Origin of the sequence: Pseudomonas reidholzensis (genome assembly GCF_900536025.1) — a bacterium.
GTDB lineage: Bacteria > Pseudomonadota > Gammaproteobacteria > Pseudomonadales > Pseudomonadaceae > Aquipseudomonas > Aquipseudomonas reidholzensis.
In genome coordinates this window covers 43339-70123 of the sequence record NZ_UNOZ01000007.1, presented here as the reverse complement: position 1 = coordinate 70123, position 26785 = coordinate 43339, and the positions used below count along the sequence as shown (strand labels likewise).

The 26785-nt window shown below is 65.6% G+C and carries 19 protein-coding genes; 4 read left to right on the top strand and 15 right to left on the bottom strand.

From position 1 onward, the window contains the following. Nucleotides 1-119: 119 nt before the first annotated feature. A complete protein-coding gene (locus tag CCOS865_RS06035; protein WP_119138869.1) occupies nt 120-4397 on the bottom strand; it encodes an Lhr family helicase in 4278 nt (1425 codons plus the stop codon). Nucleotides 4398-4590: 193 nt separating this feature from the next. Between CCOS865_RS06035 and CCOS865_RS06030 the strand changes: the two genes are divergently transcribed. Then, nucleotides 4591-5004, top strand: coding sequence for an NUDIX hydrolase (locus CCOS865_RS06030; protein WP_119138867.1), 414 nt, complete (start codon nt 4591-4593; stop codon nt 5002-5004). Here the strand turns inward: CCOS865_RS06030 and metR are convergent. Then, entirely contained in the window at nt 4988-5905 is a 918-nt protein-coding gene (metR, locus tag CCOS865_RS06025; RefSeq protein ID WP_119138865.1) for a transcriptional regulator MetR, read from the bottom strand. The genes CCOS865_RS06030 and metR overlap by 17 nt on opposite strands. A gap of 195 nt (nt 5906-6100) precedes the next feature. On the opposite strand from metR, the gene CCOS865_RS06020 reads away from it, so the two are divergent. Beyond that, a complete protein-coding gene (locus CCOS865_RS06020) occupies nt 6101-7096 on the top strand; it encodes an alpha/beta fold hydrolase (RefSeq protein WP_119138863.1) in 996 nt (331 codons plus the stop codon). Nucleotides 7097-7212: 116 nt separating this feature from the next. Here CCOS865_RS06020 and CCOS865_RS06010 read toward each other — a convergent pair whose 3' ends face one another. The 7 genes from CCOS865_RS06010 to CCOS865_RS05980 all read right to left on the bottom strand — a co-directional run bounded on the left by CCOS865_RS06010 (nt 7213) and on the right by CCOS865_RS05980 (nt 14109). Beyond that, nucleotides 7213-7557, bottom strand: a complete 345-nt coding sequence (locus CCOS865_RS06010; RefSeq protein ID WP_167469018.1) for a GlpM family protein — start codon at nt 7555-7557, stop codon at nt 7213-7215. A gap of 17 nt (nt 7558-7574) precedes the next feature. Then, the gene (gene aauR / locus CCOS865_RS06005) at nt 7575-8903 is read right to left on the bottom strand and encodes a two-component response regulator AauR (RefSeq protein ID WP_119138859.1); all 1329 of its coding nucleotides are present in this window, start codon (nt 8901-8903) and stop codon (nt 7575-7577) included. Nucleotides 8904-8916: 13 nt separating this feature from the next. Next, the gene (gene aauS / locus CCOS865_RS06000) at nt 8917-10821 is read right to left on the bottom strand and encodes a two-component sensor histidine kinase AauS (protein WP_119138857.1); all 1905 of its coding nucleotides are present in this window, start codon (nt 10819-10821) and stop codon (nt 8917-8919) included. Between the two features lie 69 nt (nt 10822-10890). Further along, nucleotides 10891-11625, bottom strand: coding sequence for an amino acid ABC transporter ATP-binding protein (locus CCOS865_RS05995; RefSeq protein ID WP_119138855.1), 735 nt, complete (start codon nt 11623-11625; stop codon nt 10891-10893). Then, nucleotides 11622-12293 carry an amino acid ABC transporter permease gene (locus CCOS865_RS05990; protein WP_119138853.1) on the bottom strand — a complete coding sequence of 224 codons (672 nt, stop codon included), beginning with the start codon at nt 12291-12293 and terminating at the stop codon, nt 11622-11624. Before CCOS865_RS05990 ends, CCOS865_RS05995 begins: the two co-directional genes overlap by 4 nt. After that, a complete protein-coding gene (locus CCOS865_RS05985; protein ID WP_119138851.1) occupies nt 12293-13039 on the bottom strand; it encodes an amino acid ABC transporter permease in 747 nt (248 codons plus the stop codon). The genes CCOS865_RS05990 and CCOS865_RS05985 overlap by 1 nt, the downstream gene beginning before the upstream one ends. Nucleotides 13040-13185: 146 nt before the next feature. After that, complete coding sequence (locus tag CCOS865_RS05980) at nt 13186-14109, bottom strand: glutamate/aspartate ABC transporter substrate-binding protein (protein ID WP_119138849.1); 924 nt, start codon at nt 14107-14109, stop codon at nt 13186-13188. Between the two features lie 339 nt (nt 14110-14448). On the opposite strand from CCOS865_RS05980, the gene CCOS865_RS05975 reads away from it, so the two are divergent. Then, entirely contained in the window at nt 14449-18816 is a 4368-nt protein-coding gene (locus CCOS865_RS05975) for an NEL-type E3 ubiquitin ligase domain-containing protein (protein WP_119138847.1), read from the top strand. Between the two features lie 48 nt (nt 18817-18864). Here CCOS865_RS05975 and glpD read toward each other — a convergent pair whose 3' ends face one another. The 4 genes from glpD to CCOS865_RS05955 form a co-directional block, all read right to left on the bottom strand. Continuing rightward, entirely contained in the window at nt 18865-20403 is a 1539-nt protein-coding gene (glpD, locus tag CCOS865_RS05970; protein ID WP_208644497.1) for a glycerol-3-phosphate dehydrogenase, read from the bottom strand. A gap of 206 nt (nt 20404-20609) precedes the next feature. After that, a complete protein-coding gene (locus tag CCOS865_RS05965) occupies nt 20610-21365 on the bottom strand; it encodes a DeoR family transcriptional regulator (protein ID WP_119138843.1) in 756 nt (251 codons plus the stop codon). A 124-nt stretch (nt 21366-21489) separates the two neighbouring features. Beyond that, nucleotides 21490-22989, bottom strand: a complete 1500-nt coding sequence (glpK, locus tag CCOS865_RS05960) for a glycerol kinase GlpK (protein WP_119138841.1) — start codon at nt 22987-22989, stop codon at nt 21490-21492. A gap of 79 nt (nt 22990-23068) precedes the next feature. Further along, nucleotides 23069-23920, bottom strand: coding sequence for an MIP/aquaporin family protein (locus CCOS865_RS05955; RefSeq protein ID WP_119138839.1), 852 nt, complete (start codon nt 23918-23920; stop codon nt 23069-23071). A gap of 304 nt (nt 23921-24224) precedes the next feature. Between CCOS865_RS05955 and ybaK the strand changes: the two genes are divergently transcribed. Next, entirely contained in the window at nt 24225-24695 is a 471-nt protein-coding gene (ybaK, locus tag CCOS865_RS05950; protein ID WP_119138837.1) for a Cys-tRNA(Pro) deacylase, read from the top strand. Between the two features lie 37 nt (nt 24696-24732). Here ybaK and CCOS865_RS05945 read toward each other — a convergent pair whose 3' ends face one another. Then, on the bottom strand, nt 24733-25842 hold the full coding sequence (locus CCOS865_RS05945; RefSeq protein ID WP_119138835.1) for an ABC transporter ATP-binding protein: 1110 nt from the start codon (nt 25840-25842) through the stop codon (nt 24733-24735). Next, entirely contained in the window at nt 25839-26759 is a 921-nt protein-coding gene (argF, locus tag CCOS865_RS05940; RefSeq protein ID WP_119138833.1) for an ornithine carbamoyltransferase, read from the bottom strand. Before argF ends, CCOS865_RS05945 begins: the two co-directional genes overlap by 4 nt. Nucleotides 26760-26785 lie beyond the last annotated feature (26 nt).

Here is a 26785-nt window from a genome sequence, read left to right as displayed (position 1 = left end):
CCTGTGAATATGGGCATGACGCGGTCGGCGTGGGAGCGGCCTTGTGTCGCGAAAGGGCTGCGCAGCGGCCCCGGCATTCTTGAGTGAACAGCATTGCGGCGGTCCCCGCGATGAGGCCATCAGCCGCGCAGCAGTTTCTGCCGCCAGGCAGCCTGCTCGGCCGCCGCCTCAACCAGGAACACATACTTCCCGGCCACCCGCGCCGCCACCGCCACGCCATCCCGGTACAGCACCCGGTTACCACTCACCGCAGGCACCTTGGCCCCCGGCAGCAGGGTGCCGACCAGGTTCAGCGGATCACTGGCACTGACCATCACCAGTTCCCCGTCCAGCGCCCTGCGCCTGACCTGACGCAACAGCCCCACCGCCTCCGGCAAGGCAAACTGCTCGCCCGCCAGCCCGGCGATAAACCGCCCGCCGCGGATCTCCCCGCGCGCTTCCAGCCGGTGATAGCAGCGCAACAACTCTCGCCAAGGGGGCAAGGCATCGCTTTCGCGCTCCAGCAAGCGCCAGCAGATAACCCCATAGCGGCGCAGCAATGTCCGGGCAATCTGTTCCAGGCGTTGGTCACTGTCAGGCTCGACATCGCTGCGCCTGAGCAATGCCCAGCGCCCGGCATGGGCCATGCTGGTCGACATCGGCGGGTGCCCCCGGCGGCTGCCGCGCACTGAGCGCTTCGCCGCCGGCGTGATCAGGCTGCGCAAGCCGGTAAAGCTGTCGGCGCCGACCAGCCCCGAACCGACCAGCGCCTGCAAAGCCGTTTCCAGTTCGCTGGGCAGCAGGTGTGCTTCATGGCCCAGCTCATCGAAAAACAGCGCGCCGTGCGCCTTCAAGGCGTCATGCACGCGTTGCGCCCGCGGCCCCAGCTCGCTCGGTTCGGGCGTGGCCGTCAGGCTGCGCCAGATCGCCAATTGCTCACGCGGTAGCAGCACCAGCGGTGTGCTCGCCAGGGTACTGCTCGATACCGTCGAGGCCAGCCGGCTCCAGGCCCACTGCCCGCTGCGGCAGGCGTCGTCCAGCCAGTGCGGGCTGTAGTCGTTGATCCGCGCCGGTAGCACGTCCGCTTCCCACGCACCTGCGGCACTCGGGAACCCCTGCAACTGGCCCAGCACGGCGTTGATCGCCTCCGGCCCGCGCAGCCGCTCGGCGTGCGCCAGATGCTGCCAGTCAAACAGAAAACGCATGAAATCCTGCAGGCTGACCGGCTCGATCTCGCGCCGCAAACGCTTGACCGTGTAGCGGTGAATGCGTGCGAGCAGGTGCCGTTCGCACCACTGCAGCGCCGCTGCGCCGGGGGTGAAGTGCCCGCGCAGCACATAGCCTTGCTGTTCCAGACGGGCCAGTGCCTGCTCGATCTCGGCGTGGGGCAAACCGAGCGGTGCGGCAATCTGCGCCAGGGTCTGCGGGCCAAAGCCGCTGAGGCGGCTGCGCAGCAACTCGGTCAGCGCGGCCTCGGGGCCGAGCGCTTGGTCAAAGCCAGGCAGTACGGTCAGCGCGGGAGCGAGGCGGGCCTGGGGATACAGCGCCTGCAACAGGTTGAGCCGCTCGCGGGCCAGCCACAGCGGCTCGCCGGGCGAATCCAGGCAGGTGCTGCGCCCGGCCTTGGCCAGCGCTTGCAGCAGCTCCTCCCAGCCTGGGTTGTGTTGCACTTCGGCCTGGCTGATGACCCCCAGGCTCATCAGCGCTTCATGCATTTCGTCACTGCTGGTCGGCTGTGGCCAGGCCTCGTCCTGCACCGCGGCGATGGCCTCGAGGTCCAGTGCACCGAGGTCATCGCCACTGTGCACCTCGTTCCAGCGCCGGCTGAGCACGGCCTGGGTACGCCGTTCTTCCAGTGGTGCATCGTCGAGAAAGGCATACGGGCGGGCGTTGAGGATGGCCGCGGCCAGCGGTGAAGGCGCCGGCAGGTCGCGGCTGAGCAGACGCACCTCGCCGCTTTCCATGCGCCGCAGCAGCGCCAGCCAGCCGTCGCTGTCCATGGCCTCATGCAGGCAGTCTTCGAGGGTCTGCTCGACCAGCGGGTGATCGGGGATCTGCCGCTCGCCGACGATGTTCTCCAGGCAGGCGATCTGGTCGGGGAACACCGCGGCCACCAGGTCTTCGCTTTTCATTCGCTGGATCTGCGGGGCGACCTTGCGCCCGCCGACAAAGCGCGGCAATGCCAGGGCCACGGCGGCGTTCCAGCGCCAGCGCACGCCGAACAGCGGCGCGTCGAGCACGGCCTGGATGAGGATCGGCTCGGCCGTCTTGCTCGACAGGTAACGCCACACCTCGTCGAGTTCGAAGCTGTGGCTGGTCGACAGCGACAGGACGATCGCGTCCTCGCTGGCTGCCGCTTGCAGCTCGAAGTTGAAGGTGCGGCAGAAGCGCTTGCGCAGGGCCAGGCCCCAGGCGCGGTTGATGCGGCTGCCGTAGGGCGAGTGGATGACCAGTTGGGTGCCGCCGGACTCGTCGAAAAAGCGCTCCAGCACCAGGGTCTGTTGCGAGGGCAGGGCACCGAGCACCTGCCAGGTGCGGGTCAGGTAATCGAGTAGTTGGCTGACGCAGTCCTCGCTCAACTGATAGGCGTCTTGCAGCCATTGCCGCACCGGCTCGGGGTCACCGTCGCTGGCCTGCAGTTGCTGGTCGATGCGCGATTGCAGCCGGGCGACCGCAGCGGACAGTTCATCGCTGCGCCCGGGCGCTTCACCGAGCCAGAACGGAATGGTCGGCGGCAGGCCCTGGGCATCCTCGACCCGCACCCGACCGGGCTCGACCCGCACGATGCGGTAGGAGGCATTGCCCAACTGGAAGATGTCGCCAGCGATGCTCTCTACTGCGAAGTCTTCGTTGACGCTGCCGATGTTCAGCGCCTGGGGTTCGAGCAGCACCGCATAGTCGGCGTTCTCCGGGATCGTGCCGCCGCTGGTCAGCGCGGTCAGCTGGCTGCCTCGACGCCCGCGCAACATGCCGCTGACGGCGTCGCGGTGGACATAGGCGCCGCGCACGCCCAGGCGGCCGTTGTAGCCCTCGGCGAGCAGCCGCAGCAGCGCCTGGTAATGGCCCTGGTCGAGGTCGGCGAACGGCGTGGCCTGGCGCAGGCACGCGAACAAGGCCTGCTCGGACCACGGCTGGTTGCTGACCTCGGCGACGATCTGCTGGGCGACCACATCCAGCGGCGCCTTGGGGATATGCAGCTCATCGAGCTCGCCTCGGCGTACGCAGTCGAGCAGCGCCACGCACTCGATCAGGTCGTCGCGCGAGGTGGCGAACAGGCGGCCCTTGGGGATGCCGTCGACCTGGTGGCCAGAGCGGCCGACGCGTTGCAGGAACGCCGCGATCGAACCGGGTGACTCGATCTGGCAGACCAGCTCGACGTCGCCGATGTCGATGCCCAGCTCCAGCGAAGCAGTGGCCACCAGCACCTGCAATTCGCCGCCCTTCAGGCGTTGTTCGGCGAGCAACCGATGTTCCTTGGCCAGGCTGCCGTGGTGCGCGGCCACGCCCTCCTTGCCCAGGCGATCGCCGAGGTGGCGAGTGAGGCGTTCGGCCAGCCGCCGGGTGTTGACGAACACCAGCGTGGTGCGGTGCTGGCGGGCCAGCTCGGCCAGGCGGTCGTAGACCAGGCCCCAGACATCGGTGGCCATCACCGCGCCGAGCGGCACCGGCGGTACTTCGATGGCCAGGTCACGCTCCCGCGCGTGGCCGACATCGACGATCGCACAGGGGCGCTGAGTGCCCACCAGGAACTGTGCGACGCGGGCCACCGGGCGCTGGGTGGCGGACAGGCCGATCCGCCGCAGCGGCCTGGCGCACAACGCTTGCAGGCGTTCGAGGGTCAGCGCCAGGTGGCAGCCGCGCTTGTTGCCGGCGACGGCGTGGATCTCGTCGACGATGACCGTGTGCACCTGGGCCAGGCCAGCGCGGCCAGAGGCGGAACCGAGCAGCACATAGAGCGATTCCGGGGTGGTGACGAGGATGTGCGGGGCCAGCTTGCGCATCGCTGCGCGGTCTTTTTGCGGGGTATCGCCGGTGCGCACGGCGGTGGTGATGTGGGGCGCCTTCAGGCCTTGGTCTTCGAGGGCCTGGCGGATGCCTTCGAGCGGTGCCTGCAGGTTCAGGCGGATATCGTTGGACAGCGCTTTGAGCGGAGAAACGTAGATCACCTGGGTCTGCGCGGGCAGCTCGCCGTTGCCCTCCAGGCCCTGGCGGAACAGTTCGTCGAGCACCGCCAGGAAGGCGCTCAAGGTCTTGCCCGAGCCGGTCGGCGCGGCCAGCAGCATCGACTGCCCCGCATGGATCAGCGGCCAGGCGCGGGCTTGGGCATCGGTCACCGTGGCGAAATGCTGGCGGAACCAGCGGCCGACAGCGGGGTGGAACAGGTCCAATGCCGGGTGGTGCAGGGCAGGGAGGTTCATGCACTGGTTATGGCGTGCGTAGGCGAGGTTGGCAAGGGGCCGTTCGTCTGCCAGTGCCGGCCTATCGCGGGGCAAGCCCACGGTCGCGGTGGAGGTTGATCTGCGTGGGAGCTGGCTTGCCCCGCGACAGGGCCGGCCCGGCCATCGCGAACATCAGGTATCCTCGCCACCTTTGCGTGCCCGAGAGCCCCCCATGACCAAGACCATCCGCATCGCCGCCGCCCTGCTGATCGACCCTCAGGGTCGCACCCTGCTGGTACGCAAGCGCGGTACCCAGGCCTTCATGCAGCCCGGCGGCAAGATCGACGCCGGCGAGTCGCCGCAGCAGGCGCTGGTGCGTGAGCTGGAAGAAGAACTGGGCCTGCGGCTCGACCCGAGCCAGGCCGAGTACCTCGGTCAGTTCAGCGCCCCGGCCGCCAACGAGCCCGGCTTTGAAGTGCACGCCGAGCTGTTTCGCATCGACACCGCCGACACCGTGGCACCGGCGGCGGAAATCGAAGAAGTGCACTGGCTCAGTGCTGACCAGACGCCAACGCTGGAGCTGGCACCGCTCACCCGTGACCTGATCCTGCCGCTCTACCGCGAGCTGATCAACGCACCGCGCTGACCCCGTCGAGGGTCGCGAACGAGGTGTCCTTGGCGGTCAGCAGGAAGTCGCGCATGTACGGCGCATCGAGCATGTCGGTGCGCACCGCCGCATAGAGCGTGGCAAACAGCCCTTTCTCGCCCAGGCGCTTGCCCTTCACATAGCCGCGCGAGCTGTACTCGTGCAGCGCCCAGTGCGGCATGCCGCAGACGCCACGGCCGCTGGCCACCAGCTGCATCATCATCACCGTCAGCTCCGAGGTGCGCACGGCGGCCGGCTCGATGTCGGCTGGCTCCAGGAAGCGGGTGAAGATATCCAGGCGATCACGCTCGACCGGGTAGGTGATCAGGGTCTGGTCGAGCAGGTCCTGCGGCACGACGTAGGGCTTGCTCGCCAGCGCGTGCTGGTTGGCCACGGCCAGCATCGCCTCGTAGGTGAACAGCGGCACGTAGGTGATGCCGGACAGGTCCAGCGGGTCGGAGGTCACCACCAGGTCCAGGTCGCCGCGGGCCAGTGCCGGCAACGGGGCGAAGGCGAAGCCCGAGGCCAGGTCCAGCTCGACTTCTGGCCAGGCATCGCGGAACTGGTCGATGGTCGGCATCAGCCACTGGAAGCAGCTGTGGCACTCGATGGCCATGTGCAGGCGGCCCGCGGTACCGCCGGCCAGGCGGGCGATGTCACGCTCGGCGCCGCGCAGCAGTGGCAGGGTGGCGTCGGCCAGTTGCAACAGGCGCAGGCCCGCGCTGGTGAAGCGGATCGGCTTGGTCTTGCGCACGAACAGCGGCAGGCCGAGGCGCTCTTCAAGCTCCTTGAACTGGTGAGACAGTGCCGACTGGGTCAGGTGCAGGCGCTCGGCGGCCTCGACCAGGCTGTCGGACTCGCGCAGGGCATGAAGGGTTTTCAGGTGGCGGATTTCCAGCACAACGAACTCCGGGGGAGAGACAAGCCAGGGAACAGGATGTGTTGAGTTTCGCTCATGTTGGCGGTCCCTGTCGACTTCAGCCTGCGTGACCACTGGGCAGTGTTCATCAAACTGTCACTGAACTGTGGCAGCGCGCTTGAATGAATTTCATCAGACTCGCGCTCTACTGGGGATCTGCATTCTGGTGTTTCTGTCATGCGGGCTTTGCTGCTTTTTTTCTTCTTGTTATTGAACGTGCCGGGTGCCCTGGCGACCCAGCGCTGCGACGCGCAGGTGCCGGTGCAACGGGCCGAGCTGGGTCAGGTCAGCCTGGTTTACCAGAGTGTCGGCTCACCGACCGACCCGGCCCTGTTGCTGGTGATGGGCATTGGCGGGCAACTGATCCATTGGCCCGACGATGTGGTCGAGGCGCTGTGCCGACAAGGCTTCCGGGTGATTCGCTACGACAACCGCGATGTTGGCCTGTCGCGCTGGAACCAGCTGCCGCCGTCGGCCAACCTGACCCTCGAGCTGTTGCGCTACAAGCTCGGGCTGACGGTGGCGGCGCCGTATACCTTGACCGACATGGCCGACGATGGCCTGCGCCTGATGGATGCGCTCAAGGTCGAGCAGTTTCATGTGCTGGGGGTGAGCATGGGCGGGATGATCGCCCAGCACCTGGCGGCTATTGCGCCTGAGCGGGTGCGCAGCCTGACCTTGGTGATGTCCAGTTCCGGTGCTGCTGGGCTGCCGGCGCCGAGCCCGGCGCTGATCCAGTTGCTGGCGCGGCGCAGTGCGCCGAACCGCGAAGTGGCGATCGAGCAGCAGGCCGACCTGCTGGCGGCACTGGGCAGCCCGCGGGTGCACGATGAGCGTGCGGTGTTGTTGCAGCAGGCGGCGTTGGCCTATGACCGGGCGTTCAATCCGGAGGGGGCCAAGCGGCAGATCATGGCGATCCTGGCCGAACCTAGCCGGGTCGAGTTGCTGAACCAGTTGCGGGTGCCGACGCTGGTGGTGCATGGCACGGCTGATCCGTTGTTGCCGGTGATGCACGGGGTGCACCTGGCGGCGCATATCCAGGGCAGCCAGTTACGGCTGATTCCGGGGTTGGCGCATCGCTTTCAGGAGCCGTTCAAGGCGCCGTTGCTGGGGGCGGTGTTGCCCTACCTGAAGGCGCGCCGGCAAGACCTGAGTCATTTGGCTCGGCTTTGATCCTGCGTCGCTCTTTTCGCGGGTGAACCCGCTCCCACAGGATTGACGCTGACCTCATGGTTCACGCGGTCCCTGTGGGAGCGGGCTTGCCCGCGAAAAGGGCGACGCGGTGCTGCTCAGTGCAGCCGCACCCAGACGCTCACGAGCACCGTCGCCGCCATCAGCCAGGCCACCGTGGCCAGGGCCAGCGAGGCCTCCAGGCGCATCCGGTCGACCAGCACGTACAACGTCGCCAGGTAGACGAAATACGGGATGATCGACCACATGCCGAACAGGATCGTGGTCTTCAGGTCCTCCAGCGAGCGCCCCTTGCCGACGATGTAATGGGCGATCAGGGCAAAGGTCGGAAACAGCGGCACCAGCCCGGCAATGTAGTAATTGCGGGTCTTCGACAGCATCGCCAGGAGTACCACCACGCCCGCACCCAGGGCGGCTTTGAATACCAGGTCCACAGTGTTCATCCAGGTTGAGGTTGACGTCAGCCGAGGCCGTATTTCTTCACTTTGTCGAACAGCGTGGTCTTGGCCATGCCCAGCTCCAGGCTGGCCTGGCTGAGGTTGCCGCCGGTGCGCTGCAGGGCATCGCTGAGCAGGTTGCGCTCGAACGCCTCGACCGCTTCGGCAAAGCCCAACCCTTGGCTGGCACCACTGCTGCCGGCTTTCTTGAACGCCGGCAAGCCGAGCGCGTGACGCTCAGCGACGTTGCGCAGCTCGCGCACGTTGCCCGGCCAGTCGTGGGCCATCAGGCGCGACAGGGTCTGGCTGTCCAGCTCTGGCACTTCGCGGTCGAAGCGCAGCGCCGACTGCTGCAGGAAATGCTCGAACAGCTGAAGGATGTCTTCGCGGCGCTCACGCAACGGCGGCAGTTCCAGGGTCACCACGTTCAGCCGGTAATACAGGTCGCTGCGGAACTGGCCGCTCTGGCCCATGGCGTCGAGGTCGGACTTGGTCGCGGCGATCACCCGGCAGTCGACCGGGATGCTCTGGTTCGAGCCGAGCCGCTCCAGGGTGCGCTCCTGCAGCACGCGCAGCAGCTTGATCTGCAGGTTCAGCGGCATGCTCTCGACTTCGTCGAGGAACAGCGTGCCGCCATTGGCGTGCTCGATCTTGCCGATGCGGCGTTTGCCGGCGCCGGTAAAGGCGTTGGCTTCATGGCCAAAGATCTCGCTTTCGAACAGGTTCTCGGGCAGGCCGCCGCAGTTGAGTGCCACGAACGGCTGACCCTGGCGCCGGCTGAAGTCGTGCAGGCAGCGCGCGACCAGCTCCTTGCCGGTGCCGGTCTCGCCTTCGATGAGCACATTGGCCGAGGTATCGGCGACGTTGGCGATCAGCTCGCGCAGGTTATGCATGGCCGGCGAGCGGCCGATGATGCGCCCCTCGAGGGTGCTCTGGCTGGCCAGCTGGCGGCGCAGGGTGAACACCTCGCGGGCCAGGCCGCGCTGCTCGAGCGCGCGGCGCACTACCTCCACCAGGCGCTCGGGCGAAAACGGCTTCTCCATGAAGTCGTAGGCGCCGTTACGCATCGCCCCGACCGCCATGTCGATGTCGCCGTGGCCGGTGATCAATACCACCGGCAGGCTGCGGTCGCGGGCCTTGAGGCGGCTGAGCAGCTCCAGGCCGTCGATGCCTGGCAGGCGGATATCGCTGACGACGATACCGGCAAAGTCATCGCCGATGCGCTCCAGGGCCAGCTCGGCACTGCCCACGCCCTCGCAGGCGATGTCTTCCAGGGCCAGTGCCTGTTGGCAGCCGAGCAACACATGGGGGTCGTCCTCGACGATCAGGACGGTTAAGGGTGCTGGGTTCATAGGTACCCTTTGCTCATGGCAGCTCTGCCGATTCGGTGGGTGCGTCGAGCAGCGGCAAGGCCAGAACGAAGGCCGTGCCGCCGCTGGCGGGGTGCTCGACGCTCAGTGAGCCTTTGGCGGCGGCGGCCAGGCTCGCCGACAGGGTCAGGCCCAGGCCCAGGCCATGCTCGCCCGGTTTGGTGGTGAAAAACGGTTCGAACAGGTGCTTGCGCGTCTCGGCATCGATGCCGTGGCCATTGTCGCGGACCCGCAGGCGGTATTTGTCACCGTGCAGCTCACCTTCCAGCCACAGCTGTGGCGATGGCAGGTTGGCCATGGCGTCGAGGGCATTGCCGATCAGGTTGACCAGGATCTGCTCCAGGCGCGTCTGGTCGATGGCCAGGTGCTGGTCGTCATAGTGATTGTGCAACTGCAGGTGGCAGCCGGCAATACGGTTGCCGAGTACCTGCAGGCTGGCCTCCACTGCCTTGGCCAGCGAGGCCTGGCCGCGGTCGTCGCCGCGTCGGGCGAACGAGCGCAGGCTGGCGGTGATGCGGCCCATGCGGTCGATCAGCTCGTTCATGGTGCGCAGGTTGGTGCTGGCGGTGTCCAGCGCGCCGCGTTCGAGGAAGCGCACGGTGTTGCCCGACAAGGTGCGCAGCGCCGCCAGCGGTTGATTGAGCTCATGCGCGATGCTCGTCGACATCTGGCCGATGGCCGCCAGCTTGCCGGCCTGGACCAGCTCGTCCTGGGCATGGCGCAGGGTCTGCTCGGCATGCCGGCGCTCGCGGATCTGGCCCTTGAGGCGTTCGTTGCTGGCGCGCAGGTCGGCGGTACGCTCGCCAATGCGCCGTTCGAGGTGGCTGTTGGCTTCTTCCAGCGCTTCACGGGCCGCCAGGCGGGTGGCGATCACCTTGCGCCGCTCGTTCCAGGCGATCCCCAGAATCGCCAGCAAGGCGAACGCCACGGCGACCAGCACACCCTGCACCATGGCCTCGCGGCGCAGGTCCTGCAGTGGGGTGAGCAGGGTGAAATGCCAGGGCGTGTCGGCCAGGCGGCGGGTCTGCGCCAGGTAGGCCACTTCATGTGGCTTGCCCTGGGCGGTCTCGCTGTTGGCCGGGAAGGTCAGCTTCTCGACGCCTTCGGTGAGGGTTTCGCGTGCCAAGGGTTGCAGCTCGTTCAGCGGCCACCAGTAGTACTGCAGGCTGCGCGCCAGGCGTTCCTTGGTCTGCGGGCTGAGTGGGCGAACGGCCTTGAGCCGCCGGGCCGGGTCGCTGGAGAGGATGATGATGCCATTCTCGTCACTGACGAAGGCCTCCAGGCGGGCCCGTTGCCAGCGCTCTTCGAGGGTGTCGAGGCGCACCTTGATCACCGCCACGCCAATGATCTTGCCGTGCTCTTCCAGGCCATGGGCGAGGTAATAGCCGGCTTCACCGGTGGTGCTCCCGATGCCGTAGAAGCGCCCCGGCTGACCGCGCACGGCATCCTGGAAGTAGGCGCGGAACGACAGGTCTTCACCGAGGAACGAGTCGGCATCGCGCCAGTTGCTGGTGGCCTGCACCCGGCCGCTGGTGTCGAGCACGAAGATCGCCCGGCTGCGGCTGCGGCGGTTCAGGCCTTCGAGGTATTCATTGACGGTCTGCCGGGCGCCGCCGTCGGAGTCGGTCAGCAGGTGCGAGACGCTGTCTTCCAGCTCGAGCAGGCTCGGCAGGTAGGTGTACTTGCTGATTTCGCTCTCGACCGTGCGCGCATGCAGCTCGAGTTGGCGTTCACCGTTCTCGCTGAGGGCGCGGACGCCGTTGCTGTCGCTGATCAGAAAGCCGACCAGGCCCAGGCCGACCATCAGCAGGATGATCAGGGGCGGCAGCAGCAATTGGCGGATCAGGCGGGATTTCACGGCGGGCTGGGCAGGACGCAGGAGCGAGGAGTCGCATTTCATCACAGTGGCCTTGTCACGACCAGCACCCGCTGCCCGGTGGGGTACCGGACAACGGCTGCTGCGGCCGACTTAGTGTTGCAGGATCTTGCTGAGGAAGTGCTGGGTGCGTTGGTCGCGGGCGGTCTGGTCGCCGAAGAACTCTTCCTTGGTGCAGTCTTCGATGATGTTGCCCTTGTCCATGAAGATCACCCGGTTGGCCACTTTGCGGGCGAAGCCCATCTCGTGGGTCACGCACATCATGGTCATGCCTTCGTGGGCCAGCTGGACCATCACGTCGAGGACCTCGCTGACCATTTCCGGGTCGAGCGCCGAGGTCGGTTCGTCGAACAGCATCACGATCGGGTCCATCGACAGCGCACGGGCGATGGCCACACGCTGCTGCTGGCCGCCGGAAAGCTGGCCAGGGTGCTTGTGCGCATGGGCCGACAGGCCAACCCGCTCAAGCAGGGCGAGGCCCTTCTTGGTGGCTTCTTCCTTGCTCCGGCCCAGTACCTTGATCTGCGCGATGGTCAGGTTCTCGGTAATGGTCAGGTGCGGGAACAGCTCGAAGTGCTGGAACACCATGCCCACCCGCGAACGCAGCTTGGGCAGGTTGGTCTTCGGGTCGGAGATCGACGTGCCGTCGACCACGATGTCGCCTTTCTGGAACGGCTCGAGGGCGTTGACGCATTTGATCAGGGTCGATTTGCCCGAGCCGGACGGGCCGCAGACCACCACCACTTCACCCTTTTTGACATCGGTGGTGCAGTCGGTGAGCACCTGGAAGTCGCCGTACCACTTGTTGACGTTCTTGATGGAAATCATACGGTGATCCTTTTTTGCAGGCGCTTGACCAGCCATGAAGCGGAGAAGCTGACGAGGAAGTAGACGAGACCGGCGAAGACCAGGAACTCGTGCGAGCGTCCGATGATATCGCCGTTGGCGCGTGCCGAGTTGAGGAAGTCGACCAGGCCCACGGTGTACACCAATGACGTGTCCTGGAACAGGATGATGCTCTGTTGCAGCAGCAACGGGGTCATCTTGCGAAACGCCTGGGGCAGGATGATCAGGCGCATGGTCTGGCCATAGGTCATGCCCAGCGCTTGCGCAGCGCCCATCTGGCCCTTGGCGATCGACTGCACGCCGGCCCGCACGATCTCGCAGAAGTACGCCGCCTCGAACATCATGAACGCGACCACGCACGAGGTGAACGCGCCGATCGGCGTGTCTTCGCCGGTGATCCAGCGCAGCACGAACGGCACCGCCAGGTAGAACCAGGTGATCACCAGCAGCAGCGGGATCGAGCGGAAGTAGTTGACGTAGGCACCGGCCACGTTCGACATCAGCTTGTTCGACGACAGCCGCATGAGCGCCAGGATGGTGCCCAGGGCAATGCCGCCGACGACGCCCATGACCATCAGTTGCAGGGTCATGACCATGCCGTTCCACAGGCCTGGCAGGGCCGGGATGATCCCGGAGAAGTCCCATTCCATTACTTACCTCCCACGGAAATCAGGCCCGGTACGGCGACTTTCTTCTCGACCATGCGCATCAGCAGCATCAGGCCCATGTTCAGGGTGAAGTAGATCAGCGTGGCCAGGGTAAAGGCTTCGAACAGGTTGGCGGAAAATTCGGCGGTCTGCTTGGTCTGCGCGAGCAGTTCCATGAGGCCGATCAGCGACGCTACCGAGGAGTTCTTGAAGACGTTGAGGAACTCGGAAGTGAGCGGCGGGATGATGATCCGGTAGGCTTGCGGCAGCAGCACGTTGTTGTAGATCTGCGCCAGGCTGAAGCCCATGGCCCGGGCGGCGGCTTCCTGGCCGCGCGGCAGCGCCTGGATACCGGTACGCACCTGTTCGCAGACCCGCGCCGCGGTAAACAGGCCCAGGCAGATGACCACGCTGATCAGCGCCGAGGTGGTCGGGTTGAGGTCTTGCTTGAACCACTCCTGCAGGCCTTCGGGCAGCAGGTCGGGGACCAGGAAGTACCAGATGAACAGCTGCACCAGCAGCGGTACGTTGCGGAACAGCTCTACGTAAGCGGTGGCGATGCCCGACACCAGGCGGTTCGGCACGGTGCGCATGACGCCGAGCAGCGAGCCCAGCAGCAAGGCGATGATCCAGGCGGTGATGGCGATGGCGATGGTCCAGCCCAGACCGGTGATGTACCAGTCCAGGTAGGTTTCGCTACCGACGCCGGTGGACTTGAAGAATACGCCCCAGTCCCAGTTGTAATTCATCGGGATTTCCCCTCAGACGGTTGTTTCACGGGCACCTTCGAACATCCGGGGGCGGTAGCCGCCCTCGGATGAAAGGTTAGACACTAACGGGTGGCCTGCAGGGTTAATTCATGCTCGGGTTGAGCACCAGGCCACGATTTGCGGCGTCAGGACTTCTTGTCGTCCGCGGCTTTGTCGGTTGGGTTGGCGAACAGTGCCTTGAGCTCGTCGCTCATCGGGAACGCCAGGTTCAGGCCTTTCGGTGGGATCGGCTGGGAGAACCATTTGTCGTAGATCTTGTTGATCTCGCCCGACTTGTACAGCGCGACGATGGCGTCATCGACGGCCTTCTTGAAGACCGGGTCGTCCTTGCGCACCATGCAGCCGTAGATCTCGTAGGACTGCGGGGTGCCGGTGATGACCCAGTCGGTCGGCTTCTTGGCCTTGGCCATTTCGCCGGCGAGCAGGGCGTCGTCCATCATGAACGCGACGGCGCGGTTGCCTTCGAGCATGTTGAAGGCTTCACCGTGGTCCTTGGCGGAAATCACGTTCATGCCCATCTGCTTGTCGGCGTTCATTGCCTTGAGGATGCGCTCGGAGGTGGTGCCGGCGGTGGTCACCACGTTCTTGCCCTTGAGGTCGGCGAAGTCTTTGTAGGCCGGCTGACCGTCCTTGGCCTTGGTCAGCAGGCGGGTACCCACTTCGAAGATGCCGACCGAGAAGCTGACCTGCTGCTGGCGCTCGACGTTGTTGGTGGTGGAGCCGCATTCGACGTCGACGGTGCCGTTCTGCACCAGCGGAATACGGGTCTGCGAGGTGACCAGGTTGTACTTGACGTTGAGGTTCGGCAGCGCCAGGTCCTTTTTCAGGGCCTCGACGATGGCGACTTGAATGTCATGGGAGTAACCGACCGGTTTACCCGAGCCGTCAGCGAAGTAGGAAAACGGAATGGAGGAGTCGCGGTGGCCCAGGGTGATGGTGCCCGACTCCTTGATCTTCTTCAGGGTGCCGGTCAGCTCTTCGGCCATGACTGGCGAAGCGATCACAGCGGCCGCGATGGCGGCGCCCAGCAATTGACGAACGATACGCATCAAATTTTCCTCGACATGTTTGTTTTTTTTATGGAGCCGTTGGCGGACTCTTTCGTTCAACGAATTCAGCTACGAGCGCTGTGCATTCGGCTTCCAAGTGTAGAGCATGACTCGTGCCAAGCCCTGACAATGATCATAACGGCGCGAATTTGCTGGGGATTAACCTTTTTTTACGGTTGCCCGCACGAATGATTCGTTCGTGGTTCCGAACGCGTGTGATTGCACTGTTCGGAAATCCGAATGAATGGCCCTGGCGTTGCCTGCAGGGGGCAGACGTAATTACCGCCGATGGCGAGGCGCGGCGTGGTCTTTTCGGGTTTTCTTCGACAGGACGTACCCATGACCACCGCTGTAACGACCGGCACCCCGCCGGACTCCATCGATGCCCTGATCGCCAGGCGCTTGCCCGACTGGCTGACCGCCGCCTCGCTCGACCGCCTGCGTGCGCTGCACCTTGCCTTGCGAAAACAGCAGGAGGATGCCGAGCGGGTACGTCAATTGCTCGCGCCGATCCCTGCCCCGCAGGATTTTGCCAGCGAACAGCTGCAACACGCCCTGTTGCGCGACTACCGGCTGACCTTCGATGTGCGCAAGGCGCGCCTGCGCAGGGTAGACCAGGTGATTCTGTCGCTGCCCGTGCCCCATACCCCGTCACCCAACATCACGCGGGTATCGACCCAGTCTCTGCTGGCGACCGCGCTGCACAATTTGACCCTGGACGAAACGCGGCCAGGGTATTTCACCCAGTGGTCGGTGGAGGACGCTGCAGGTGACACGCAGGCCCTGTCGTTCGAGGAGTTTGCCGCGCTGTGCCGCAACCTCGACATCGGTGGCCGTTACCAGGCAGGCCTGCGCGCCCAGCTGCTGCCGGCTGACAGCCAGCAGCGCCGCGAGATCGAGCGGCTGATGGAGCAGGCGCTGCGTTCGGAACTGGAGAGCGCGGTGCGGCTGGCACAGCTGCGCGGTGAGATCGACGAACGCAGCTACCTGCAGATGCTCCGGGTGATTTCGCTGAAACCGATTGTGCCTGCGGATACCTCGGTGCTGACCTATCGCCAGCTGTACCTGCTGGGCAAGCGCATCCACGGGGTCGTGGTCATCGAAACGCGCGAACCCGGTGAGGCCTACCTGCAAGGCCTGATCGTCTGGATACCCGGCGACCCGCAGCAGCCCCTTCAGGAATACCCGTCCTGGTGGGCGTTCTATCAGGCACTCGGCTTGCGCCTGCGTGACCCGCACTACGCACGCTTCTTCGAGCGGTTTATCGCTGAGCGTGATCGCGCGGCCTTCTTCGCGGCCTGGCGCCAGTTGCACGCGGACACCGCCCCCGGGGCAGCGCTCACGCTGGATGGCCGCGACCGTACCCTCGGCGGGCCGCTGTTCGCGTATCTGCGCGGGTTGCGCATCGACAAGATGCTCGATGACGCCAGGGTCCTCGCAGTCCCGACCGGGGATGAAGATGCCAAGACACGCCGCGCGCGGCTCGAGGGCTACCAGAGCGCCGGCCTGACGCTGCTCAACCTGGCCGGTCTGTTCGTGCCGGTGCTGGGTGAGGTGATGCTGGCAGTGGCTGCCGGTCAACTCGCCAATGAAGTCTATGAGGGCTATGAAGATTGGCAGTTGGGTGATCGGCATGCGGCGCTCGGCCATCTCTTCGGCGTCGCCGAGAGCCTGCTGCTGGGTGCCGCCGTCGGCGGCGCGGCGGCGGGGGCGGGGCATGTACTGGAACGGCTTGCCTTCGTCGATGAGCTGACGCCCATGGTTACCGAAGCGGGCCAGCTCAAGCTGTGTTCGGCCGACCTGGCGGCCTATCGGGTCGCGCACCAGGATGCCGCCATCGGCGAGCGCGTTCAGCATCAGGGCCTTTGGCAGTTGCGCCTGCACGAGGGCAGTTTCGTCCTGGCGGGTTACAAGGAAGGCGACAATCTGCATATCAGCCATCCCCGCCGTGGCGAGGCCTATCAGCCGATGCTCGAGCATAACGGCCAAGGCGGCTGGCGGCATGCCCTGGAGCGCCCGCAGGAGTGGCAAGGGCGTGCCCTGTTGTTACGCCGCTTGGGTTCGGGCCTGGCCGACTTGACCGAGGAGCAGGTCCAGATCGTCCTCGACTGCACGGGGTTCGACGCACTGCGCCTGCGTCGGCTGCATCTGGAAAACGCCCCGGCCCCTGCTCGGCTGCTGGATGCGGTGGACCGTTGCCGGCTCCACGGGCAGTTTGCCGACCTGCGCGGTGAGGCGTTCGAAGCGCTGCTGGCGGCTTCGCAGCCCGCCGAGGAGGTGGCTGATGCGCTGCTCAGGCGCGACTTTCCGGGGTTGTCGGTACGCGCCGCACAAGCCCTTGTCGAGCACGTCGACAGCCGCCAGGTCGAGCGCATGCTGGCCAGTCAGCGGGTACCCCTGGCGTTGGCGGAACGTGCCCGCTGGCACTTGCGCGACAGCCGGCTCGATCGCGCGTGCGCCGGCTTGCGCCAAGCGCCTGCCGCCAACGCCGACACCGAGCGGTTGGCCCTGGGCCTGGTCGATCATGTGGCGCCCTGGGCCGAGTCGCTGCGCATCGAGCTTCGCGCTGACAGCCCGCAAGGTCCGCTGCAGATGCAGATCGGTGCGCCCGCCGCAGACGAGGTGGTGCGGATCGTCAGGGGCACTGCGGGTTATACCGTGCACACTGCTTCAGGGCAGTTGCTGGCGGGCGCCACCGCGCACGACAGCCTGGTCCGGGCGCTCCTGCTGAGCCTGCGCGATGGCCAGAAACAGCTGCTGGGCGACGCCGAACTCAGCGAACAGCAACTCAGTGACGTCCTGGCCAGCCAGGCCCGGGATGACCGAGAGCTGGCGGCCAGGTTGATCGGCCAGGCACCGATTGCCGGCGGGGTACGCCCTCCGGTACGCCTGGGCGATGGGCGCCTGGGTTATCCGCTCAGCGGGCGCGGCGAGAGCCATGGCCAGGCCAGCCGTCGCGGGATCGGGCAGATCTTCCCGACCCTGGACGCTGCGCAGTTGCAGCAGTACCTGCTCGACCTGATCAACCGCAGGGTTGATCCATGGGCGCATTACCTGGAACTCGACGGTCAGTTGCGCAGCCTGCGCCGGGTGCTGCGCAACTGGCGCGTGGAACAGGCCGGGGTGCTCGATCTGATCAGGCGGGGCCGCGTGGCGACCGCGATTCGCCGCTGCTGGCGGCGTAAAACGGGCCTGCTCGACGATGGCAGCCATGCGCTGGAGATCCGCGGCGAGGCGGTTGGCAGCCTGCCGAGGATCCCGGATGACCTGAGCTTTGGCCACGTGACGCAGTTGACCTTGCGCGATATGGACCTGTCCGAGATCGACGCGCATTTCCTTGCCCGCTTCCCGCAACTGACCGAGCTCGACCTGCGTGACAATCGGCTGATGGCGCTGCCGGAAGGCTTGGAGCGATTGACCGCGCTGCGGGTTTTGCGCCTGGACAACAACCAGATCATCCTGACCGCGGCCGACAATCGCCGGCTGCGGGCGCTGGTCAGCCTGCAACGGCTCGAACTCAACGACAACCCCTTGCGTGCCGCCCCCGACGTCAGTCGGCTGATCCACCTGCGCAGCGTGGGGTTGCGTGCGACAGGCCTCGAACGCTTGCCGGCACGGGTCCAGCAACTGCCTTGGCGGGGGATCGCCGACCTGCGGGACAATCAGATCCGCCAGGTCAACCGTGACATAGAAGGGTTGCGGCTGCGCCTGAACCGCGTGTCGCTGCATGACAATCCTCTGGATGCGGCCAGCCAGCGCTACCTGGATGACCACCCGCGGCAGTCTTCGGCGACCGGGCATCCCCTGCAGGGCACGTCGTCCTACCGCCACGCGGCGCTGCAGGAAGCTGAGCGCTCGCACTGGCTGGCAGGCTCGCAGGGGGCTCAGCGGGTCGAACGCGAGACACAATGGCGCAACCTGTCATTTGAGCCCAACGTGAATGTGTTCTTCCGGTTCCTGCGGGACCTTGCCCATTCACCGGACTTCATCGCCCGGCCGCTGTATTACCGCGAACGGGTCTGGAGCATCATCGAGGCCTGTGAACAGAACACCGAGTTGCGCGCCCAGCTGTTCGAACTGCTAGGCGGCACTGCGAGTTGCGAGGACCGCTTGCTGTGGCTGTTCAGCCAGATGGAATTGCGCGTGCTGATTCACCGGCAGACCGCCAGTGTCTCCCAGGTGCACAGTGAGGTGGTGCTGATGGGCCTGGGACGTTCGCTGTTCCGCCTGGACCGGCTGGACCAGATCGCCGCCCGGCGGATCCAGGCGATCCGTGCAGCGCATCGGGATGTCGACGATATCGAGGTCTACCTGGCCTTCAGGGTTCGCCTGGCCGGGCAACTGAGGCTGCCCGCACAGCCCGTCAACCTGCACTTCGAGGCGTTTTCCGGGCTGACGCCTGCCGATTACAACAACGCCCGCATCGAAGTGCTCAGGGCCGAGAGCAATGACAGCCTGGCCCAGGCGTTGGCCGCTCAGGAGTTTTGGCAGGAGCACCTGCGGGTGAGTTACAACCGCCGCTTTACCGCCCTGGTGGACGTCCAGCGGGCCGCCCTGGAGCGCTATGAAGCGCAAGTGGAGGCTGGCGAGATCACCGAGCAGGCCTACCTGCAAGGCTGCGCGGAGCTGGCCAGTCAGCTCCATGAGCAGGAGCGCGCGCTGATCCGGTCGCTGACGGACGAAGCCTACACGCGTTGGCCGGTCTGAGCCTGCAGAGGACGGCGGCGCGTCAGCGTCGCCGTCCGCTCGGCAGCATCAGGCCGCCTCGACGCCTTTGCGGGTCGGCTCGGCCTGCTCCAGGTAGTCCTTCAGGGCCTGCTGTTCGGCAGCGCTGGTGAACAGCCCAAGCTTGGTCCGGCGCCAGAGGATATCGTCGGCGCCGTGGGCCCATTCTTCACTGCGCAGGTAGTCGACTTCACGGGTGAACAGACCTCCGCCGATGGCCTGGCCGAGGTCGTCCGGGCCTTGCACGCCTTCCAGCAGGCGCCAGACACGGGTGCCATAGGTCAGCGCCCAGCGTTTGGCGATATCCCCCGCGAGCCAGCCGTGACGGGCCAGCAGCGTATCGACCAGGGCCTGCGCGGTGCTCATGTCTTCGCCGCCGGGCAGTGGCGCACTGGCGGTCCAGCTGCCGCGCATCTGGGTGAAGTACGGCTTGAGTTCGGCCATCGCCGACTCGGCCAGCTTGCGGTAGGTGGTCAGCTTGCCGCCGAACACCGACAGCAGCGGAGCCTGGGCGTCGCCGGCCGACAACGCCAGGGTGTAGTCGCGGGTCACCGCGGAGGGGTTGTCGGACTCGTCGTTGCACAGCGGGCGCACACCGGAGTAGGTGTGCAGGATGTCGGCGCGGCTCAGTTGCTGCTTGAAGTGGGCATTGACCACCTTGAGCAGGTAGTCGGTCTCGGTGTCAGTGATCGCCACCTTGGCCGGGTCGCCGCTGTATTCCCGGTCGGTGGTGCCGATCAGGGTGAAGCGCTCCAGGTAGGGGATGGCGAAGACGATGCGCTGGTCTTCGTTCTGCAGGATGTAGGCGTGCTCGCCTTCGTACAGCCGCGGCACGATCAGGTGGCTGCCCTGGATCAGGCGGATGCCGTACGGCGCCTCGAGCTTGAGGTCGTCCTTGATGAAGCTGGCCACCCACGGGCCGGCGGCGTTGACCAGTGCCCGTGCGCGGATGCTGCGCACGCTGCCGTCGGCCTGCTGCAACTCGACCTGCCACAGGCCGTCGACGCGTTCGGCGCGCAGGCAGCGGGTGCGGGTGAGGATATCGGCACCGAGTTCACGGGCGGCCATTGCGTTGAGTACCACCAGGCGCGCGTCATCGACGGCGCAGTCGGCGTATTCGAAGCCGCGGGTGATGCTGGCCTGGAGCGGATTGCCCGAGCCAAAGCGCAGGCTGCGCGACGCCCCGAGGCGCTTGCGCTTGCCCAGGTGATCGTAGAGGAACAGGCCCGCGCGGATCATCCACGCCGGGCGCAGGTGCGGGCGGTGCGGCAGCACGAAGCGCATCGGCTTGACGATATGCGGCGCCTTGGCCAGCAACACTTCGCGTTCGGCCAGGGCCTCGCGCACCAGGCGGAATTCGTAGTGCTCGAGGTAGCGCAGGCCGCCGTGGATCAGCTTGCTGCTGGCCGAGGAGGTGTGCTGGGCCAAGTCGTCCTTTTCGCAAAGGAACACCTTCAGGCCACGCCCGGCAGCGTCAGCGGCAATGCCCACACCGTTGATACCACCGCCGATCACGGCGAGGTCGTAGCAGTCGGCGAGGGTGGGCTGGGACGAAACGGGCTGGGACACGGGCAAGGCCTCCTGAAGGCTGTTCACATCGAATATGAACATCAATGTTCGTTTCCGAAAATACTAGCGCAACAGAACGCCCATCGCCAGTCAGTCCTTATAGAAAAAACTGATCAGATGACCCTAAAGTGAACATTAGTGAACATTTGCGACGAACGTAGGGGCTGCGTGGCAGCCCCAAGGCAAGACGGCACCTGCGATCGGCTTTACACCACTTCGAGCCGCACCTTGTGCTGGGCCAGCAGTTGGCTCAGTTCAGGCGTGGGCGCCAGGTCGGTCACCAGGCAGTCGACCAGGTTGATCGAGCCCAGCCGGACCATGGCGTTGCGGCCGTACTTGCTCGAGTCGGCGGCGAGGATCACCTGGCGGGCATTGGCGATGATCGCCTGGGAAACGCGGACTTCCTGGTAGTCGAAGTCGAGCAGGCTGCCGTCTTCATCGATGCCGCTGATGCCGACCAGGGCAAAGTCGACCTTGAACTGGTTGATGAAGTCGACGCTGGCCTGGCCGACCACGCCGCCGTCGCGGCGCACGGTGCCACCGGCCACCAGCACTTCGAAGTCATCCTTGGCGCTGAGGATCGAGGCCACGTGCAGGTTGTTGGTGATGACCTTGAGGTGGTTGTGGTTGAGCAGCGCGCGGGCGATGGATTCGGTGGTGGTACCGATGTTGATGAACACCGACGCGTGGTCGGGGATCTGCCGCGCCACGCCTTCGGCGATGCGCTGCTTTTCATCGCGCATCTGGTCGGCGCGCATGGCGTAGGCGGTGTTCTCGATGCTCGAGTCGTAGGCCGCACCACCGTGGTAGCGACGGAGCAGGTTGATCTCGGCGAGCTGGTTGATGTCGCGGCGGATGGTTTGCGGGGTGACGACGAACAACTGCGCCATTTCTTCGATACTGACGTAGCCGCGTTCGCGCACCAGTTCGAGGATTTGTTGTTGGCGGGGGGGCAGATTCATGGGCGGTCCTTTGGGGCTGCCGGACAAATGCTGCAATGATGCCGCAGGACGGGTGTGACCACCAGTACAGCAAGCATGCGGCCTTATCGCGGGGTTGCCCCGCGATAAGGCCGTGAGGGCTCACTCAGGCGTCGTGGTCTTCCCAGTCACGGGTGCGCTCGACCGCTTTCTTCCAGCCGGCGTACAACTTCTCTTTCTGCACATCGTCCAGCTGCGGGCTGAACTCGCGCTCGATGATCGCCTTGTCGCGCAGTTCGTCCAGGCTGCTCCAGAAGCCGCACGCCAGGCCTGCCAGGTAGGCCGCGCCCAACGCCGTGGTTTCGCGCATCTTCGGCCGCTCGACGCAGGTGCCGAGGATGTCGGCCTGGAACTGCATGAGGAAGTTGTTGGCCACCGCACCGCCGTCCACCCGCAGCTCGCTGAGGCGCTGGCCGCAGTCTTGCTGCATGGCGTCGAGCACGTCACGGGTCTGGTAGGCGATCGACTCCAGCGCCGCGCGGATGATGTGGTCGACCTTGACCCCACGGGTCAGGCCGAACAGCGCACCGCGTGCGTACGGGTCCCAGTACGGCGCGCCAAGGCCGGTGAAGGCCGGCACCAGGTACACGCCGTTGCTGTCCTTGACCTTGCTGGCGAAGTATTCGGTGTCGAGGGCGTCGTTGACGATCTTGAGTTCATCGCGCAGCCACTGCACGGTCGAGCCGCCGTTGAACACGGCGCCTTCCAGGGCATACGCGACTTCGCCGCGCGGGCCGCAGGCGATGGTGGTGAGCAGGCCATGGGAGGAGGTCACCGCCTTGTCGCCGGTGTTCATCAGCAGGAAGCAGCCGGTGCCGTAGGTGTTCTTGGCCTGGCCCGGCTCGACGCACATCTGGCCGAACAGCGCCGACTGCTGGTCGCCGGCGATACCGGCGATGGCGATACCGCTCTTGGTATGGCCGTAGACCTCGGACGAGGAGCGCACCTGCGGCAGCATCTGGCGCGGCACACCGAGCAGTTGCAGGAGTTTTTCGTCCCACTCCAGGGTGTGGATGTTGAACATCAGGGTGCGCGAAGCGTTGGTGTAGTCGGTGACATGCACCTTGCCGCCGGAGAACTTCCAGATCAGCCAGGTATCGACGGTGCCGAACAGCAGTTCGCCACGCTCGGCACGCTCACGCAGACCTTCGACGTTGTCGAGGATCCACTTGAGCTTGGTGCCGGAGAAGTACGGGTCGGTGACCAGGCCGGTGGTTTCGCGAATGTAGGCCTCGTGGCCATCGCGCTTGAGCTGGGCGCAGATCTCGGTGCTGCGGCGGCACTGCCAGACCACGGCGTTGTAAACCGGGCGGCCGGTTTCCTTGTCCCACACCACGGTGGTTTCGCGCTGGTTGGTGATGCCGATCGCGGCCACCTGGGCATGGCTGATGCCTGCCTGGGCCAGCGCCTCGACCATGGTCGCGCTCTGCGTGGCGAAGATTTCCATCGGGTCGTGTTCGACCCAGCCGGCCTGCGGGTAGTGCTGGGCGAACTCGCGCTGGGAGGTGCCGACCACGTTGGCGTCGCGGTCGAAGATGATGGCCCGCGAGCTCGTGGTGCCCTGGTCCAGGGCGATGATGTAGTTCTTGTCCTGGGTGTCTGTCATGTCGGTGGCCTTGCACAAAATAGGGGAGAGGTCAGGGCTGGCCGGGCGCTGGGCCCGGCATCGGCGTCAGTCAACCGATTCAGGAAACCTGAACATCGCGCTGAGGATTATCGTCTGTTTGCAGGTTCGCCGCAGGCACCGTTGGCAGGTTGCGCGCGATCAGCCCGCGATACACCGCCGCGCCCAGGCAGGCGCCGAGGATCGGGGCGACTATCGGCACCAGGAAATACGGAATGTCGCGCCCGCCGGTGAAGGCGATCTCGCCCCAGCCGGCCAAAAAGGTCATCAGCTTGGGCCCGAAGTCGCGGGCAGGGTTCATCGCAAACGCGGTGAGCGGGCCCATGGCGCTGCCGATCACGGCGATCAGCAGGCCGATCAGCAGCGGCGCCATGGCCCCGCGCGGCAGGCCATTGTTGTCGTCGGTCAAGGCCATGATCACCGCCATGAGGATCGCGGTGATGATCAGCTCGACGAGAAACGCCTGGCCGATCGAGATCGCCGGGTGGGGGTAGGTGGAGAACACCGAGGCCAGCTCCAGGCTGGCTTCGCTGCCCCGCAGCAGGGCGTGGGCCTGTTCGAAATCGAAGAACAGGTTGCTGTACAGGGTGTAGACCAGCGCCGCGCCGCAGAACGCACCGCAGACCTGGGCGAGGATGTAGAACGGCAGCTTGCGCTTGTCGAAGCCGGCGAACAGGCTCAGGGCAATGCTCACGGCCGGGTTCAGGTGCGCGCCGGACACGCCGGCTGTGAGGTAGATCGCCATGCTCACGCCGACCCCCCAGATGATGCTGATTTCCCACAGGCCAAAGCTGGCGCCTGCGACCTTGAGCGCGGCGACACAGCCGGTACCGAAAAAGATCAGCAATGCCGTGCCGAGAAACTCGGCCATGCATTGCCCAGAAAGCGTGGGTTCGCGTAGTGCAGTCGTCATTATGACCTCGATTCTTGTTGTTGTGAGGCGCGGGGCGCTCGACAGCAAGGCCCAGGGTCGTCCGCATTGGCCCCGGGCAGATAAGCGAAAGCGCACTTTAAAAGTGCACCATTTATTCAGAAACGAAAAAATATAGGCAAGAAACGCTCATGTCAAAGGTCGAAAGTGAACGGTCAGCCATAATCTGACCAGCAACTTCGACTTTGACCACTCGGACAGGTACGGCGGATCCTGAGGCAGGCTGGCTGGCGCGCGGGTTTTGACCTAAAGTAGCCGGCGACCCGTCCCTGCTCGGAGCCCCCGCATGACCCCCGCTCTCGATCTGCTGAAGAAGGCCCGCGCCGAACACCGCGTGCTCAGCTACGAACACGACCCCAAGTCGGCCTCTTACGGCCTGGAAGCGGCCGAGAAGCTTGGGCTTGAGCCAATGCGCGTGTTCAAGACGCTGCTCGCCAGCACTGAAAAGGGTGAATTGCTGGTGGCGGTGGTGCCGGTGGTCGGCACGCTGGACCTGAAGGCGCTGGCGCAAGCGGCGGCGGTCAAGAAGTGCGAGATGGCCGACCCGGCGGCGGCGCAGCGGGCCACGGGCTACCTGGTCGGGGGCATCAGCCCGCTGGGCCAGAAGAAGCGCTTGCGCACCTTTATCGATCAGTCAGCGCAACAGTTCGAAACGATTCATGTGAGCGCAGGGCGGCGGGGCTTGGAGGTGGAGCTGGCGGCGGCGGTGCTGGCGGAGCATACCCAAGGCCAGTTCGCCGAGATTGGGCGGGGCTAGTTAGACTGCTGGGGCCGCAAAGCAGCCCCGGCAATCATCAGGTCGCCGAGCTGTAGCGGCGAACCCCATTCTCTTGACGCGGCAGTTGCGCCGCGACACTGCCTGGCACCGCGAACAGCACCAGGTGATCGGCCTTTACCGCAATCCCGACATCCTGGCCGACCTGATGGTCGATATGACTGGCGAAGATCGCCTCAAGCTGGCTACCGGTCGCCAGCTGCAGGCGATAGAGGGTCGAAGCCCCCAGGAAGCTCTTGCCGACGATGGTCGCGCGCAGCTCGCTGTCCGGCGCGTGGATGATGTCGTCCGGGCGCAACAGCACGTCCACCGAACTGCCAGGGGCCATGATATAGGCCCGATCACCGCGCAACTCACCCAGCTCGGTATTGACCGCTTCGTGGCTGCTCATCTGCCCGCGGATGAAATAACCCTGGCCGATGAAGCTCGCCACGAACGGCGTCTGCGGCTCGTGGTAGAGGTTGTAGGGGGTGTCCCACTGCTCCAGGCGGCCTTCCTTGAACACCCCGACATGGTCGCTGACGGCAAACGCTTCTTCCTGGTCATGGGTGACCAGGATGGCGCTGGTGCCACGGCTCTTGAGGATGTCGCGCACCTCATGGCTGAGGCGTCGGCGCAGCTCGACGTCGAGGTTGGAGAACGGCTCGTCGAGCAGCAGCAATTGCGGCTCGGGGGCCAGCGCACGGGCCAGGGCAACGCGTTGCTGCTGGCCACCGGACAGCTCGTGCGGGTAGCGCCCGCCGAGGCCGCCGAGCTTGACCAGCTCGAGCATCTCGTCGACCACTTCGGCCTGGCGCGGGTGCTTGCTGATGCCGAAGGCGATGTTCTGCGCCACGGTCAGGTGCGGGAACAGCGCATAGTCCTGGAACACCATGCCGATCCGGCGTTTTTCCGGCGACAGGGTGAAGCCGGCGCGCGAGATGACCTCGCCCGCCAGCTGGATCTCGCCGTCATGCACCGGCTCGAAGCCGGCGATGGCACGCAGGGTGGTGGTCTTGCCGCAACCCGAGGACCCCAGCAGGCAACCGATGTCGCCTGCATTGAGGTGCAGATTGAGGTTCTGGACGATGCGCTGGTCACCGTAGCCGCAGGCCAGGTTGCGCAGGTTGAGCAGTAGCGGTTGACTCATGCGTGGTGGTAAGCCGGTTCGACAAGGAATTCGAGAAGGGCCTTCTGCGCATGCAAGCGGTTTTCAGCCTGGTCCCAGGCGACCGAACGGGGGTCGTCGAGCAGGTCCTGGCTGATTTCCTCGCCACGGTGGGCGGGCAGGCAGTGCATGAACAGGGCGTCGGGTGCCGCCAGGTCGAGCAATTCGCGGGTGACCTGGTAAGGCGCGAAATGCGCTAGGCGCCGTGCAGTTTCCTCTTCTTGACCCATGGAAGTCCAGACATCGGTGGTCACCAGGTGCGCGCCGGCAACGGCCTGCTTGGGATCACGCACGATCTGCACGCGCTCGCCGGCCAGGGCCAGGAAGCGTGGATCAGGCTCGTAGCCCTCGGGGCAGGCGATGCGCAGCTGGAAGTCGAACTGCTGGGCCGCCTCGATGTAGGAGTTGCACATGTTGTAGCCATCGCCGATCCAGGCCACGGTCTTGCCCTGGATCGAGCCACGGTGCTCGAGGAAGGTCTGCATGTCGGCCAGCAACTGGCACGGGTGCGACTCGTCGGACAGGCCGTTGATCACCGGTACCCGCGAATGCGCGGCAAACTCGGTGAGGATGCTGTGGTGATGGGTACGGATCATCACCGCATCGAGCATGCGCGACATGACGATGGCGCTGTCGGCAATCGGCTCGCCGCGGCCCAGTTGGGTGTCGCGTGGCGAGAGGAAGATGGCCTGGCCGCCGAGCTGGATCATGCCGGCTTCGAACGACAGGCGGGTACGGGTCGAGGACTTTTCGAAGATCATCCCGAGTACGCGGTTCTTCAGCGGCTCGAACAGCACGCCGCGACTACGCAGGTCCTTCAGCTCGATGCCGCGACGGATCACGCCGAGCAATTCGTCAGCAGTGAAATCCATCAGGGAGAGAAAGTGCCTAGCGCTCATGAGTGACTACCTTATCTGCAACGGTT